Here is a 15,040-nt window from a genome sequence, read left to right on the forward strand (position 1 = left end):
AATTGCCCGATTCAGCGCTCCATTTCGACGATTTTGCTGGTCCTATTGGCTTCTGGAATGGGTTAGACCACAGCCTGCGTCTTTTTGCATGTGTGTGTTGCAAAATAGATGCTTGTTTCTTGGGCATGATGAGCACATATATAGATCATCTCCTGGGCGCGTTCTCCTCCCATTAGCGCCCTCGAGTGTTCCCCTCTGGAGGTTAGCCTTAACAGGCACTCCAATCAAACTCAGCCGGATCTTCATTGATCCGGCTTTTTTGTTGCCTGTGCCCTGCTGGGCCGGCCAAAAATTCCATCACAATTGCCACGTAACGGTGACATGTAACCTCTGGTAACATATCCCGGACGCTCGCGACCTGCTATGTAGATCATAGGACGCGGTGTGGTTCGGACGGGAGATGGGGGCATCACTCGTACGGCCCGGGCTCAGGCGGCTACCGCGTCCGAACCGTTTTTCCGCCGAACACGGCGGTACCAAATGCGGCGGACCTGACGTTTTACCTCCCAAGGAAACGGTCCGCGAACAAAACGACGTCCGGCCCCGCCGGACGTCGTTTTCTCTTGTTCCCCCGAATCAGGTTCGAGAGGAACGCCACGCCATCAGGCAGCCTTGCCGTTGGTGTTCATCGCCTCGTCGGCCAGACGGCCGGTGAGTTCGGCCATGTGGTCGAAGACGGCACGATAGCTGGCAACGCCCGCGGTCGCGGAGCGCAACTCGATGATCAGGTCGCCGATCTCGGCTTGCGGCATGGTTGCCTCGACGACATCCCATCCCGGCCAGTCGGGCCGCGCGTCGTAGCCGAGGATCTGACCGCGCCGCTGCGGGATGAGAGCGATGATCTTCGAGGTGGCGTCGGAGGGGGTGACGATCTCGACCTTCATCACGGGCTCCAGGAGCACCGGCAAGCACGCGGCCATGCCTTCCTTCATCGCCAGCCTGGCCGCCATCTGGAAGGCCATGTCGGAGGAATCGACCGCATGATAGGAGCCGTCCGACAGGTTGACTGCGACATCCACGACCGGAAAGCCCAGCGGCCCGAATTTCAGATAATCGCGCACCCCGGTCTCGACCGACTGGATGTAGGTCTTGGGCACGACGCCGCCGGTAATTGTATCGGTGAACTGGAAGCCGGAACCGCGCGGCAGCGGCTTGATCTCGATCACCACGTCGCCGAACTGGCCATGGCCGCCGGACTGTTTCTTGTGACGGCCGCGCTGCTGCGCCGATTTGCGGATCGTCTCGCGATAGGGCACCGCCGGCGGATGGCCTTCGACCGGTATCTGGTTCTTGCCTTCCAGCCGCTCGCGCACCACGCGCAGATGCATCTCGCCATGGCCCGACAGCACGGTTTCGGCCGAGTCCTGATTGTGGCGCAGGCTGAGCGAGGGGTCCTCCTCGGCCAGCCGCTGGATGGCAGCCGACATCTTCACTTCGTCCTTGCGCTCCTTGGGGCGGAGCGCGAAGGCGAAGACCGGCTGCGGCGGCTCGAACTGGACGAGCGGCTTGGTGCCGCCCTTGGCCGAGCTCAGCGTCTGGCCGGTCTTGACCTCGTCCAGCTTGCCCAGTGCCACCGTGTCGCCGGCCTTGGCGATGGAGAGCTTGGACTGGTCCTTGCCGAGCATCCGGTAGATGCCGGAAACCTTGGCGGTGTCGCCGCCGGGCAGCCAGAGTTCGGAACCGTCGACGACCTGACCGGAGAGGATGCGCGACACCGACAGCTTGCCGCCATGCGAGGTGTGGATGGTCTTCATCACCTGGACCAGGGTAGCCGCGCCGTCGGGTGCACCGAGCCGTTTGCGGGTCGCCTCGATGTCGGGCGCGTCGTGGCGAATCGCCTTCAGGAGGCGCAGCACGCCGTTGCCTTTCTCGGCGGTGCCGATCAGCACCGGGATCACCGCACCGTCGCGCAGGTCGGCGGCGAGGTCGTCGAAGATCGCGTCCTTGGGCGGCTCGATCTCCTCGAGCAGCTGTTCCATCAACTGGTCATCATGGTCGGCCAGCGTTTCCAGCATCGAGAAACGCGCTTCGAGCTCGCGCGCCTTGTCGTCGCCGGGAATCTGCGCCACCTCGCTTTCGGCATATTCGCGATAGATGTAGGCGCGCTCCAGCGCCAGGTCGATCGAACCAATGACGACGCCGTCCTTGCGCAGCGGAATCTGGCGCAGCAGCAACGGCACGGCACTGGCCGGCTGCAGCATCTTCAGCGTGTCGCGCACACCGATGATTGCCTTGTCGACCTTGTTGAGGAACAGAATGCGCGGCACGCCGAGATCGTCGAGCTTGCGCATGATCAGTTGCAGGGCAGGGATCTTCTTTTCGTCGGCCTCGGCTACGACCACCGCGAGGTCGCAGGCGGCCAGCACCGGCTCGGCCTCGAAGGAGAATTCGATGGAACCGGGACAGTCGACGAAGGTGATCTGCTCGCCCATGAACTCGGTCGTGGCGACCGTCGCCTCGACGCTCATGGCGTGGGCGCGCGCCTCGGGCGAATGATCTGAAACGGTGTTACCTGATGAAACGGGATTTTGTCGGGGAATTGAGCCCGTACGGGCCAATATGGCTTCGAGAAGTGTCGTCTTACCGCTTGCGAAGGGACCGACTATGGCAATGCATTTCGGTCCCGTGCGTCGTCCTCCGGCGCGAGTACCCATGACTGACCTCCACTCAGGCGTTTCCCGTAGGACCGACTGGCATGTATGGTTCAGGCTTGGTCAATCGGTCCTGAGCGGCGGCCGGCCTGTTCGACCGTCGCGGGCGGGTTCTTTTCAAGTGCCACCTGCCCAAAGCCATCGTCCCACTTGTTTGCCGGCAGGGCAAGAAAAATAGAAACCCTTTGCTCGGCCGTGGACCGTGCGGATCATATGCTGGGCTGGCAGCCGGAAGCTGTTGCACGTCGACCGATATCGGCCGAAACTGAAAACAGGCGATCCGTCGCCCGCTGTTTGAAGGACCATCGACCCATGAAGATCATTGCCTGCGGCAGCGTGCCGACCGTCATCGCACCGGAAAAATACTTTACCGGCCGGGTGCTGCAGACGCCGATCATCGAGAAAGAGGCGCCGGCGCGGCTGCGGGCCACGCTGGTCAGCTTCGAGCCGGGCGCGCGCACCCACTGGCATACGCATCCGCTTGGCCAGACGCTTTACGTGACGGTGGGCGCCGGGCTTGCCCAGACGTGGGGCGGCCCGGTCCAGGAGATCAGGGCCGGCGACGTCATCTCGTTCGCGCCTGGCGAAAAACACTGGCATGGCGCGGCGCCGAAATCGGCGATGACGCATATCGCGATGCAGGAGGCGCTCGACGATGTCCATGTCGATTGGCTGGAGGGGGTGACATCGGAACAATATGGCGGCTGAATGCTCAGTCCGCAGGAAGCCGGCTTCTCTTCCAGCCGCTACATTTTTAGAAGAGGGCGACTCGCGGCGAGTCCCGTATCGTGGCGCAGGCCATGCTCAATCGCCGGATCGACAGCGCCATGCCGCCCGTTCAACTGACCGTCGGTCAGTGATGATTGCGAAACTCACGTCCGGACGTAGCCATGTCAAAGCACCGTCTGCCCCTGGTCGCCGCTGTCTATCTTGGTTCGTTCGTGGCTCTGCTCGACGTCAGCATCGTCAATGTCGCGCTGCCGACCATCCAGCAGGCGTTGCAAACCGATTTCGGCGGCCTGCAATGGGTGGTCGACGCCTACACGCTGTGCCTGTCCGCCTTCATGCTGTCGTCCGGCCTGATCGGCGACCGCTATGGCCGCAAGCGCTCGTGGCTGGCCGGCGTCGGCATCTTCGTGGCCGGCTCGCTGATCTGCGCCGTCGCGCCCAATCTGCCGGTGCTGCTGGCCGGCCGAGTGGTACAGGGCATCGCCGGCTCGCTGCTCATTCCAGGCGCGCTGTCGATCCTGACGCAGGCCTTTCCCGATGCGCGCCAGCGCGCCGGCGTCATTGGCGGCTGGGCGTCGTTCGCTGCCATCTCTCTGCTCGTTGGTCCCGTCCTCGGTGGCATCCTGGTCGAGACCGTCGGCTGGCAAAGCATCTTCCTGATCAACCTGCCGCTTGGCTTGATCACGATCGCGCTCGGTGCTGCTTCGATCAACGAGACGGCGCATCCCGAACATGCCCATCTCGATCTCGTCGGCCTGGCTCTCAGCATCCTGTGGCTGGGGGCGCTGACCTTTGGCCTGATCTCGGCCGGCGAGAATGGCTGGGGCGAGCCAAGGACGGTCGCGGCGCTCATCGCCGGCGTCGTCGGCCTGGCTGCTTTCCTCGGCTTCGAGGCGCGCACGGCACGGCCGATGCTGCCGCTTGGCCTGTTCCGTGACGTTCGCTTCGCCGTCGCCAATGTCGCTTCGTTCGCGCTCGGCTTCACCTCCTATTCCAGCGTCTTCTTCTTCTCGATGTTCCTGCAGCAGGTGCAGGGCTGGTCGCCGACGCAGACCGGCCTGCGCATGGCGCCGGCCTTCATCGTTCAGATCGTGGTGTCGCCATGGATCGGCAGGCTGAGCGCGCGCTATGGTCACTCCGCGCTGATGACCATCGGCTATGTTGCTATCGGCCTGTCCATGCTCGGCATGTGCTGGGCCGGTCCTTCGACGCCCTATGCGATGCTGTGCCTTCTGTTCGCCATTGGCGGCCTCGGCAATGCGCTTGCAATCCCGACCGGCAGCGCTGCCGCCATGTCCTATGCGCCGCGCGAACGCTCGGGCATGGTGTCGGCGGTCATCAATGCCACCCGCCAGAGCGGTCTTGCCATCGGCATCGCCTTGCTCGGCGCCTTGATGAGCATGCGGGCGACCAACCTTTTGACCGGGTATCTCGGCGACGCCGGTGTCGCCGACGCGGAAGCGGTGGCTCGTGCTGCAATTTCGCGGCATGATTTCGCAACCGATGCGGCGATGGGCGAAAGCGGCGTGCATGAACTCTATGCTGCCGCCTATGCCGGCGGCTTCCACGCCGCGATGCTGACGGCAGCGATCGGCGCGTTCCTCACCGCCGCACTGCTGGTTGCCGTGTTGGCGCCGGCCGAGGCGCGCTCTGCCAAAGAGACCAAGCACGAGGCGTGAGGCTGACGACCCATTAAAAACGGCGGTGATGAACTGACCCCCGAAAGTTGGATACAACCTTCGGGGTTTTTCGCGTTCATAGTGCGTCGGTCAGGTCAGCGAAGCCGTAAAACGCTGGATGCGTGTGCAGGCTTCTTCCAGAAGCCTCTCCGAGGTCGCGTAGGAGATGCGGAAGTTGGGCCCAAGGCCGAAGGCCGAGCCGAACACCACCGCGACGCCCTCGGCTTCGAGCAGTTCCGAGCAGAAGGTCTCGTCGGTGTCGATCAGCCTGCCAGCTTTGGTCTTCTTGCCGATCAGCTGGGCGCAGGAGGGATAGACATAGAAGGCGCCTTCCGGCGACGGACAGGTGATGCCGCGTGCCTGGTTGAGCATCGACACGACAAGGTCGCGCCTGCCTTGAAAGATCGCCTTGTTTTTGGCGATGAAATCCTGCGGGCCATTCAGCGCCTCGACGGATGCCCATTGCGCAATGGTGCAGGCGCCCGATGTCTGCTGACCCTGGATCATGTCCATCGCCTTGATCAGTTGAACCGGACCCGCCGCATAACCGATGCGCCAGCCGGTCATTGCATAGGCTTTCGACACGCCGTTCATGGTCAGCGTGCGCTCGTAGAGCTTAGGCTCGACCTCGGCGATGGTTTTGAAGACGAAATCGCCATAGGTCAGGTGCTCGTACATGTCGTCGGTCAGCGTCCAGACATGCGGATGCCTCAACAGCACGTCGGCCAGTGCGCGCAGTTCGGCCTCGGTATAGGCAGCGCCGGACGGGTTCGACGGCGAGTTCATCAGCAGCCATTTGGTCTTCGGCGTGATCGCCTTTTCCAGCACGGAAGCGGTCAGCTTGAAGCCATCGTCGATCGAGGTGTCGGCAAACACGGAGGTGCCGCCGCAGATCGCCACCATCTCGGGGTAGCTGACCCAGTAGGGGCGAGGAATGATGACCTCGTCGCCGGGGTTCAGCGTCGCCATGAAGGCGTTGAACAGGATCTGCTTGCCGCCGGTGCCGACTATGGTCTGCTCGGGCTTGTAGTCGAGATTGTTCTCGCGCTTGAACTTTTTTGCGATCGCCTCGCGCAGCGGCACGATGCCCGAAACCGGCGGATACTTGGTTTCGCCACGGTGGATTGCCTCAATCGCCGCATTCTTGATGTTGTCTGGCGTGTCGAAATCCGGTTCGCCGGCGCCAAGCCCGATAATGTCACGGCCGGCATTTTTCAGCTCGCGCGCTTTCTGCGTCACCGCGATGGTGGCGGAAGGCTTCACGCGGGAAAGGGTGTCGGCAAGAAAGGCCATGATCTTGACGTCTCCATGGAAGATCGGCGCGGCCAGGAGCGACCGCGGCGCTTCTCATGTCGCATGATTTCGCGCAACGCAAGCATTGTCGGCTGATCCAGGTCTCAAGGAGCCGTGATCGGGACCCGGTCGGCAACAATAAATTCATTAACGAGCGGTAGAGGCTTGAGTGGCAGGATCGCAGACCAATTGCGGAGCGAGGAACCGTGTCGCGCAGCGTCGGGCTTGCCCACATCATCCGTCAGGACGACGGCACCTCCACCGGTGTCTGGGGCATCTACACGCTGCAAAGCGCCTTCCAGCCGATCTTCGCCTTCAAGGAAGGCAAGCTGTCGGTGGTCGCGTTCGAAGGGCTGATCCGACCGTTCCGCGACGGCGAGCCACAATCGCCGATGAATTTCTTCTCGACCTGTCCGGCCGCCGACCGGCTGCATATCGAGGCGCTGACCAGGACGCTGCATCTTCTCAACGCCGGTGCCTGCCTGCCGCGGGAAGCGTCGATCTTCGTCAATTTCGACCCGTCGGTGTTCACCGAACGCACTGTTGCCGACGCTGCCTTGCGCGACATGCGGCTCGTGCTGCACGAGGCCGGCATCGACCCGCGTCGCGTCGTCTGCGAGGTGACCGAGCAGCGGTCGGCGTCGCAGGAAGCCTTGCACGGCTTCGTCGCGGCACTGAGGGCCAACGGTTTTCGCATCGCCGTCGACGATTATGGCGCCGACGATTCCGACATCAATCGGGTCAAGGAGTTGAAGCCGGATATCGTCAAGTTCGATGCCTACTGGATCACGCAGCTGATGGAGTCCGGTGCCGGCTTTGCGTTGCTGACCGCCATGGTGAAGAACTTCGAGGAGCAAGGCATCCATACGGTGTTCGAAGGCATCGAGGAGGGCTGGCAACTGGAGCTCGCCGAGAAATCGGGTGCGTCGATGGTGCAGGGTTTCGTGCTGGCGCGGCCCGAATTGGCGCCGACCAGCTTTGGCGTCTTCGACAAGGCCAGGCAGGCGCCTGTCGCTGCTGCCGTCGACACGGTTCCTGCCGTGGCAACGCCTTCGGCGCGGCCGGTCAAGGCCTTCGGGCGCCGTGTGGCGACATGAGAGATGATCGGCGGCGCAATGTCGGCGATGCGATCCAGGTCGACGAAGTCGGCATCGAATACGGCATATATGGCGAGTTCCGGCTGCGCAGCGCCTACCAGCCGATTTTCGCGCCGCGCGGCCGGTTCCTTCACGCGGTCGCGGCCGAAGCCCTGATCGAGCCGCACCGTGCCGGCCGCCCCGGCGCGCCGAAGGTATTCTTTGAAAGCGTTGCCGTCTCGGACCGGCTGTTTGTGGAAACCATGTGCCGGGCGCTGCATCTCAGGAATTTCCGCAACATCGGCGTCGACGGCCTCGACCTGTTCTTCAACTACAACCCGTTGATCAACGACCATGCCGGGCGGGCACTGGCCGAAATTCGCCTGATGACCAGGCATCTCGGCGAGTTCGGCCTGGCGTCGGCCATGCTGGTCTGCGAAATCACCGAACAGGCGGCCGACGATGCGCTTCTCACGCGGCTGGTGCGCGAAATGCGGCGCGACGGCATGCGCATCGCCATCGACGATTTCGGCACCGGGCACTCGACCGAGGAGCGGGTGAGCCTGCTCAAGCCCGACATCGTCAAGATCGACGGCACCTGGTTCGCGGAGTTCTGCCGCCACGCTGCCGCCGAACGGTTCTTCCGCCCGCTGGTTTCCAGCCTGCATGACCGCGGCGCCAAGGTGCTGGTCGAAGGCATCGAGCAGCCCACCCATCTGCGCGTCGCGCTCGAAGGCGGCGTCGACCTGCTGCAGGGTTTTCTCCTCGCCCGTCCCGCGCTTGCCGGCACGGTATTCGAGGAAAAGCCGCTGGTCATCGATGCGCTGCTGGGCCGGGACAGCAAGGTCGTGCCCCTCTTTGGCTAGGGCATGCCGACAATTGGTGCCGTGAGCGTCCTTGGACGCTTTGCATCAGCGGCGCTGATCGTCGTACCAAAACAAATCATTGGTTGAGGCCGCCGCCGCTGCGATAATCGCGCGGAGACAGTGCTCCGGAGAACAGCCATGATACTCTACGGCATGATCGACAGCGGCAATTGCTACAAGCCGCGCCTGCTGATGGCCAAGCTTGGCCTTGCCTTTACCAATGTCGGAGTGAGTTCGCACACAGGCGACACACGCAAAGCCGATTTTGTCGCCAAGAACCCGAACGCCATGGTGCCGCTGCTCGAGTTCGACGATGGCCGGCGGCTGGCCGAATCCAACGCCATCCTGCTCTATCTCGCCGAAGGCACACGCTTCCTGCCGGCGGACAGGTATGAGCGTGGGCTCGCCTATCAATGGCTGTTCTTCGAACAATACAGCCACGAGCCCTACATTGCCGTGCGCAAGGCGCTGCTGACCTTCCCCGAACGTGCCGGGGATGCGACCCCGGAGCGGCTGGCGGTGACGCTGGAGCGCGGCAACAAGGCGCTCGGCGTGATGAACAGGCATCTGGAAAACAATGCTTTCTTTTCCGGCAGCACGCTCAGCGTCGCCGACATCGCGCTGTATGCCTATACGCATACGGCGGAGCAGGGTGGTTTCCAGCTCGACGCCTATCCGGCGGTGGCGGCCTGGCTTGGCCGGGTAGAGGCCGATCCGGGGCATGTGCCGATCGATTGGGTGGAGTAAGTAACGCCGGTGGTCGTATCGCCTGCGGCGCCGATCTCCAGACAGCAAAAAGGCGGGATAAATCCCGCCTTCCATGCTTGGTAGCCTGATCGGGAGCGTCGGGTCCGGGCTGGCAGCTATCTGCTGATCCAGCTTGTCGGGTCTTTCCGCTCCAGCGCGCTTCTCGCGCGACTGTCAGTACATCCGTGACTTGCCGCGCGCCCCGAGCTCTCGCCCGGCGCGCGCACTTCGCAAAATCAGGCTGCCTTGCTCAGAGATCCCGCGGACGACTTGCCAGTGCGGCGGTCCTGCTCGATCTCGAAGTTGATCTTCTGGCCTTCGACCAGGGTCGACAGTCCAGCACGCTCGACAGCGGAGATATGGACGAAAACGTCCGCGCCGCCCGCGTCAGGCTGAATGAAGCCGAAGCCCTTGGTGGCGTTGAACCACTTGACCGTTCCTGTTGCCATTTTAGATAGTCCTTCAACATTTGCTTTAGATTGACCGGACCGAAGTCCAGCCGGTGTGCATCGAGATTTTGGAGATAGACGTCAGCAAACGCGAAGATCGCGAGGCCCGGATCGATCGGCCGAAATATCAATGGAAGGCATATAGGCTGGTTTCGCATAAAATACAAGACTGCGTGAGAAAGCCGTGATCGAGCGCTGCCCAACGGCTGCCCCAATCTGCTGAAAACGTTGCGGCAGATCACGCTGTTCTCGAGCGGCGGATCAGGGGAGACGACCATGAAAATCATTCTGCTTGCCGCCTGCCTCACGCTTGTCGCCGCTCAGGCGCAGGCGATCTCGCGCTACGACCCGACGCGTATGAGCTGCGGCAAGGTTCAGGGGACGATCGCCCGGCAAGGGGCCGTCATCCTGCGCTATCAGTCGAAGCGGGTGCCTGGGCTGCCGCTCTACGACCGCTATGTACAGAGCCAGCGATTCTGCAGCATGGGCGAGGTGAGGACACGGGCCTACGTGCCGAGCGCCGACACAAAGTCCTGCCCGGTCTACAACTGTAAGCGGCCGGACAATGACCGGCATTTCCGCCGGCGGTTCTTCCACAACAACTAGCGCTTATCGACCGGCAGCCATTGCTCTCAATCCCGGATGTGTTCTGTGAGCATGGACACAAATTGCGTCACCTTTTGCGGGCGAAAGCGCGCTGCCGGATAGACCACGTGAATGCCGCCGGAGGGCAGCACCCAGTCGGGGAGCACGTGGACGAGGCGGCCTTGCGATAGGTGGTCGACGACCAGATAGTCCGGCAGAACTGCCAGTCCGCCCCCGGCGAGCGTCGCTTCCAGCACAGCCGGCGTCGAGTTGATGGAGAATGCCTCGCGCAGGGTGATGGTGCGCGGCTCGAAACCGCCTCGGGTGAAGTTCCAGGTGAACGGCTTGCGAAGCACGGCATTGGCAACGAGCGGTAAGGAAGAAAGGTCTTCTGGCTTGTCTACTCTGATCCCGGCGGCGAAATCCCGCGACGCGACCAGGATTTGCCGGAAGGTGCCGATGCGGCGCGCCTGCTGGCTGGAGTCCTCCAGCCAGCCGACCCGGATGGACAGGTCTATCTTGTTGTCGATCAAGTCAATTATGGCATCGGAAATGAGCAGTTCGACGCCGCAGGCAGGAAATTTCTGGCGAAAGCGGGCGGCGATCGGGGCCAGCACGATCGCGCCATAATCATTGGACGCGGAAACACGCAGCACACCGGCCACCTCGGCGTTGGCCTCGCCAACCTCGGCGATCGCTTCTTCGACATCCCGCAGGATCAGAACGCAGCGTGCATGCAGAAGACGGCCTGCTTCCGTCGGCTCGACCCTTCGCGTCGTGCGCACGAGAAGCGTGGTTCGCAGCTCAGCCTCAAGGCGCGCGACCTGTTGGCTGACAACTGTTTTCGTGATGCCGAGCCGCTCGGCCGCGCGGGTGAAGGAACCCGCGTCGACCACCGTGGCAAAATAGGCGAGGCGATTGAGGTTTATCGATTCCACCACGAAGGCTCATTGTAAGCTTTCAACATACAGTTTGTATTATTATAGCCAATTTATTGATTAATCCAAAGAGCCTACCGTGCCGTTCCACCGTCCGTCCTGCGGCCGGCGGGTGCGCAGCCGCATCCGATCCCTTTCATTCAACGGAGATATTCCATGTTCACGAGGAGACAGATCATGAAGACCTCATTGGCCCTCGGCGCAACCGCCGCTTTCGCTCCCATCGACAGCGGCCGAGCCGCCGGCGCCAAGCTTGGCTGGAAACACTTCCCGGCGGGTCCAAACGGCTTCTTCCGTGCGCCGGTGCTGCTGTCGGGGCCGAGCGAAGCCCTGTTGATCGATGGCGGCTTCACCTATCCGGACGGCAAAGCGCTCGCCGATGCCATCAAGGCCAGCGGCAAGAAGCTGACCACCATCTACGTCACTCAGTCCGATCCCGATTACTACTTCGGCCTGAAGCCGGTGCGGGACGCCTTCCCGGAGGCGAAAGTGATCGCCGCCTCCGCCACGCTGGAAGCCATCAAGGGCAATGTGGAGAAGAAGCTCGCCGTCTGGGGTCCGCAATTGAAGGAAAATGGCCCGCAGGCGCTGTCCGACATCGTCTTCCCCGAGGCATTCGACGGCGCAACGCTGACCGTCGATGGCGAGACTGTCGAGATCGTCAATGCGGAAGAAGGATTGGCCAACCGCCGCTATCTGTTCGTGCCGTCGCTCAATGCCGTTTTCGGCGGAGTGATGATCTTCTCGGGCGTTCATGTCTGGACCGCCGACACGCAGACCAGGGAGAGCCGCGCCGCTTGGATCAAGACGCTGGACGCGATTGCCGCCCGCAAGCCCGCTGTCGTGGTGCCTGGCCACATGGCCCCCGATGCCGCGATCGGTCCTTCGGCGGTGGAGTTCACCAAGTCCTATCTCATCACCTTCGAGGAAGAACTGGGCAAGGCGGCAGACAGCGCCGCGTTGAAGGCGGCCATGGAGGCCCGCTTCCCCGGCCTCGGTATGGGCGTCGCCCTCGATGTCGGATCCAAGGTCGCCAAGGGCGAGATGAAGTGGGGCTGAGATGGCGACGAACCTCGATTTGATCCGTAGAACCTACGAGGGAACTTCCGAGGAGAACGGCCGCAATCTGCTGGCCGTTCTTTCCGCCGACATCGAATGGACCGAGGCGGAAGGGTTTCCCTATGCCGGCACCTATATCGGCGTCGAGGCCCTGATGCAGGGTGTTTTCAAGCGGCTCGGCTCGGAGTGGACCGGATACCACGCCGCCGTGCACAGTTTCATTGCCGATGGCGACCGGGTGGCGGCCTTCGGCGTGTATTCCGGTACATACAAGGCGACGGGAAAATCCATGACGGCCCCCTTCGCTCATCTCTACGAACTGCGGGACGGCAAGATCATCCGCATGCGGCAGTATGTCGATACGGTCCTCGTCGCGCGCGCACTGACCTGACACCGACGCAACCAGGGAGACATCCATGCTGCAACTTAAACCCGACGATGACGGACGGTCGCGACTCGGTCAGGCAGCTTCTGGAAAAGATGGGAGTTGCCCATTGGCCGAAACAGGCGGTCGACTTCAAGCGGGTGATCGCCCAAGGCGATCTTGTCATGCCCCAGGTCGTTCAGCCGAAAACGGCTGACACGCCAGAGACGGTCATCGTGGATATTTTCCGCGTTGGAAGCCGGTGCCCGCCAACCCGGTCAACAGGCGATCGATGTACTGATCCCGGCTTACTGCCAGCACCGGCCGCCGTTCAAAACCCGAACGACACCTGCGCCGGTGGCAGCGGGCCGACGCGCACGCCTTCCATGGCCAGCATCTTCTCCTTGGTGATCGATCCGCCGGGCGCCGAGAAGCCGCCGATCTTGCCGCCGGCGGCAAGGATGCGATGGCAAGGGATGACCAGCGGCACCGGATTGGCGCCAAGGGCGGCCCCGGTTTCGCGGGCGAGCCCGGCATGGCCGGCGGTTTTGGCCAGCTCACCATAGGTGGTGGTTTCGCCGAAGGAGAGTTTTCGCGCCGCGTCGTAAATGGCGAGGCGGAAATCGTCGACGCCGTCGAGATCGACCGGCACGGCGGAGAAATCGATGTCCTCGCCCGCCGCATAGGCCTTGATCGCTGCGATCAGCTCGACCACCCATGGCGGCTGCGCCGTGGAGGTGGAAACGCCGCCATGGCGCAGCAGGCGCCGCTCCACCGCTTCGCGGCTGCGTTCGGGCAGGCAGAGCCGGATCAGGCCCTTTTCGCTCCAGGCAATGCCCATGAAACCGATCACTGTTTCTAACACTGCGTGGCCGGCCGTGATCGAAGCTGTCGTGACCATGATGCGCTCCTTCCCGCAAAGTGGCGAAATCCGGGATTCGTCCCAGTACATATCCGGAACAATATGGCACCACCGCCTGCGTCTCGCCACCCGAAAACCACCTGATCGCCCCGATTGCCCGGCCTGAATCGCTGGTGTAAGGGATTTCTTAACAACCCGACAAACCGGACCCGAGCGCGGCTTGCCAGCAAAACTCAACCTTATCGCGATCGGCGTGATCCTGGCCGCCGCCGGCATCAGCGGCTGCACGTCGACCTCGCAGATGAAGTCCGCGCCTGCTCTCACCGAAACAGCGACCGTCGCCGGCACTGACGCCGGCTTCACCGTGCCTCTGCCGGAGACGGTTTCGGTGCTGCCGGAATCATCGGGAATCGCCCCCGCTCAGACGGCCGAACTGCCGCTCGATCCCGCCGCACAGCCGGCTGCCGCGACCGCCGCTTTTGCCGGATCGACACCGGCGGCACCAGCCGTGCCCGCGGTGATGACCGCCAATGCCTGGCAGGCGCCGCCGCCGGCAAAGGCGAGCGAGCCGGTCAAGGCGGCCGAGACCTATACGACCGCGGGGCTCGTCATACCGGCAACCGCCAAGGGCGATCGCATGCCGGGCGTCCAGCAGGTCGCCTATGTCGTGCCGCAGAACCCGGCGGCCCTGGTCCAGTTCCCGGCAGGGCCCGTGCAAGAAGAACACGCGACGGGCGTGCGTGGCGATGTCGAGCGGCTGATCGAGAAATATGCGGCGATCTATCAGGTGCCGGTGGATCTGGTGCGCCATGTCGTCAACCGCGAGAGCACCTTCAACCCAAAAGCCTACAACAACGGCCATTGGGGACTGATGCAGATCAAACACGCGACGGCGCGCGGCATGGGCTATGACGGGCCGGCCAAGGGCCTGTTCGACGCCGATACCAATCTGAAATACGCGGTGAAATATCTGCGCGGCGCCTGGCTGGTGGCCGGCGGCAACGCCAAGAAGGCCGACTGGCTCTATCAAACCGGCTATTATTACGACGCCAAGCGCAAGGGCCTGCTCGAGGCGACCGGCCTTGGCCGCGACCGCCAGCGCCGCCGCCTGCAGCCCGACGCCTGAGCGCAATGCCTGAACCGCGCCCGCCGGCTCTGAATGACATCCGGCTGTGCAAAATCCTCGACGAGACGCTGGTTCCGCCGCACTGGCCGGAGGGTTTTGTCATGCGCAGCTTCGAGCCCGGTGACGCGCCCGCCCTGCATGCGCTTTTGACTGAAGTGTTCGATGACGACGCCGATGGTCCGTTCGACGAGTGGTGGCCGCGTATCGCGGACGATCCCGAATTCGACCCGGCGCTGTGCTTCCTCGTCATCGACGCCAAGGGCCGGCTGGCGGCGGCGGCGTTGTGCTGGACCCGCGGCTTCGTCAAGGACCTCGCCGTTCATCCCGAGGCGCGCGGCAGGGGTGTTGCCGAAGCGCTGATGTGGCACGCCTTCGCCGTTTTTCGCGAACGCGGCGCCGATCATGTCGACCTCAAGACCAACACGGTCGAGAATCCCGCCGCGGTCCGGCTCTATGAGCGGCTGGGGATGATGCCTGTCGCCTGGGAAGGCTAGGGTGTGCGGATATTCAGGTGATGCCGGCCTGCAAGCGACGGTTCCCTGCGCTTCCGGCCTTCGCCGGCCGAAGCACCCATAGTTGCCTGACCTGAATCTCAACACACCCTGATGCATGTCGC

At 63.1% G+C, this 15,040-nt stretch carries 15 protein-coding genes; 10 read left to right on the forward strand and 5 right to left on the reverse strand.

Annotated elements, in window-relative coordinates; translation table 11 throughout:
- Positions 1-602 precede the first annotated feature (602 nt).
- Positions 603-2,654 carry an elongation factor G gene (locus NKI66_RS14935; protein ID WP_352610420.1) on the reverse strand — a complete coding sequence of 684 codons (2,052 nt, stop codon included), beginning with the start codon at positions 2,652-2,654 and terminating at the stop codon, positions 603-605.
- A 309-nt stretch (positions 2,655-2,963) separates the two neighbouring features.
- On the opposite strand from NKI66_RS14935, the gene NKI66_RS14940 reads away from it, so the two are divergent.
- Together NKI66_RS14940 and NKI66_RS14945 are read left to right on the forward strand one after the other, a co-directional pair.
- Positions 2,964-3,359, forward strand: a complete 396-nt coding sequence (locus NKI66_RS14940) for a (R)-mandelonitrile lyase (RefSeq protein WP_128303813.1) — start codon at positions 2,964-2,966, stop codon at positions 3,357-3,359.
- A 182-nt stretch (positions 3,360-3,541) separates the two neighbouring features.
- Positions 3,542-5,059 (forward strand): MFS transporter, encoded by a 1,518-nt coding sequence (locus NKI66_RS14945; protein WP_352629971.1) that lies wholly within the window; start codon positions 3,542-3,544, stop codon positions 5,057-5,059.
- Positions 5,060-5,149: 90 nt separating this feature from the next.
- Here the strand turns inward: NKI66_RS14945 and NKI66_RS14950 are convergent, their stop codons facing one another.
- Positions 5,150-6,352, reverse strand: coding sequence for a pyridoxal phosphate-dependent aminotransferase (locus NKI66_RS14950; RefSeq protein ID WP_128303815.1), 1,203 nt, complete (start codon positions 6,350-6,352; stop codon positions 5,150-5,152).
- A gap of 206 nt (positions 6,353-6,558) precedes the next feature.
- Between NKI66_RS14950 and NKI66_RS14955 the strand changes: the two genes are divergently transcribed.
- From NKI66_RS14955 to NKI66_RS14965, 3 genes are all read left to right on the forward strand, one after another.
- Positions 6,559-7,449 (forward strand): EAL domain-containing protein, encoded by an 891-nt coding sequence (locus tag NKI66_RS14955; RefSeq protein WP_352440418.1) that lies wholly within the window; start codon positions 6,559-6,561, stop codon positions 7,447-7,449.
- On the forward strand, positions 7,446-8,294 hold the full coding sequence (locus NKI66_RS14960; RefSeq protein ID WP_128303817.1) for an EAL domain-containing protein: 849 nt from the start codon (positions 7,446-7,448) through the stop codon (positions 8,292-8,294). Before NKI66_RS14955 ends, NKI66_RS14960 begins: the two co-directional genes overlap by 4 nt.
- Positions 8,295-8,432: 138 nt before the next feature.
- Complete coding sequence (locus tag NKI66_RS14965; protein WP_128303818.1) at positions 8,433-9,041, forward strand: glutathione S-transferase family protein; 609 nt, start codon at positions 8,433-8,435, stop codon at positions 9,039-9,041.
- A gap of 236 nt (positions 9,042-9,277) precedes the next feature.
- Here NKI66_RS14965 and NKI66_RS14970 read toward each other — a convergent pair whose 3' ends face one another.
- Positions 9,278-9,490, reverse strand: a complete 213-nt coding sequence (locus tag NKI66_RS14970; RefSeq protein WP_010910991.1) for a cold-shock protein — start codon at positions 9,488-9,490, stop codon at positions 9,278-9,280.
- A gap of 276 nt (positions 9,491-9,766) precedes the next feature.
- On the opposite strand from NKI66_RS14970, the gene NKI66_RS14975 reads away from it, so the two are divergent.
- The gene (locus NKI66_RS14975) at positions 9,767-10,096 is read left to right on the forward strand and encodes a hypothetical protein (protein ID WP_023809723.1); all 330 of its coding nucleotides are present in this window, start codon (positions 9,767-9,769) and stop codon (positions 10,094-10,096) included.
- A 26-nt stretch (positions 10,097-10,122) separates the two neighbouring features.
- Here the strand turns inward: NKI66_RS14975 and NKI66_RS14980 are convergent, their stop codons facing one another.
- Positions 10,123-11,013, reverse strand: a complete 891-nt coding sequence (locus tag NKI66_RS14980; protein ID WP_164892914.1) for a LysR family transcriptional regulator — start codon at positions 11,011-11,013, stop codon at positions 10,123-10,125.
- Between the two features lie 156 nt (positions 11,014-11,169).
- On the opposite strand from NKI66_RS14980, the gene NKI66_RS14985 reads away from it, so the two are divergent.
- Positions 11,170-12,072: an MBL fold metallo-hydrolase gene (locus tag NKI66_RS14985; protein WP_023809722.1), complete on the forward strand. Its 903-nt coding sequence runs from the start codon at positions 11,170-11,172 to the stop codon at positions 12,070-12,072.
- A gap of 1 nt (position 12,073) precedes the next feature.
- Positions 12,074-12,463, forward strand: a complete 390-nt coding sequence (locus NKI66_RS14990; protein WP_128303820.1) for a nuclear transport factor 2 family protein — start codon at positions 12,074-12,076, stop codon at positions 12,461-12,463.
- Positions 12,464-12,767: 304 nt separating this feature from the next.
- Here the strand turns inward: NKI66_RS14990 and NKI66_RS14995 are convergent, their stop codons facing one another.
- Entirely contained in the window at positions 12,768-13,337 is a 570-nt protein-coding gene (locus NKI66_RS14995) for a methylated-DNA--[protein]-cysteine S-methyltransferase (protein WP_023809720.1), read from the reverse strand.
- Between the two features lie 181 nt (positions 13,338-13,518).
- Here NKI66_RS14995 and NKI66_RS15000 point away from each other — a divergent pair, with 181 nt between their 5' ends.
- Together NKI66_RS15000 and NKI66_RS15005 are read left to right on the forward strand one after the other, a co-directional pair.
- On the forward strand, positions 13,519-14,424 hold the full coding sequence (locus NKI66_RS15000) for a lytic transglycosylase domain-containing protein (RefSeq protein ID WP_023809719.1): 906 nt from the start codon (positions 13,519-13,521) through the stop codon (positions 14,422-14,424).
- A gap of 5 nt (positions 14,425-14,429) precedes the next feature.
- The gene (locus NKI66_RS15005) at positions 14,430-14,918 is read left to right on the forward strand and encodes a GNAT family N-acetyltransferase (protein WP_023809718.1); all 489 of its coding nucleotides are present in this window, start codon (positions 14,430-14,432) and stop codon (positions 14,916-14,918) included.
- Positions 14,919-15,040 lie beyond the last annotated feature (122 nt).

This window comes from Mesorhizobium sp. M0518 (assembly GCF_040321125.1).
GTDB lineage: Bacteria > Pseudomonadota > Alphaproteobacteria > Rhizobiales > Rhizobiaceae > Mesorhizobium.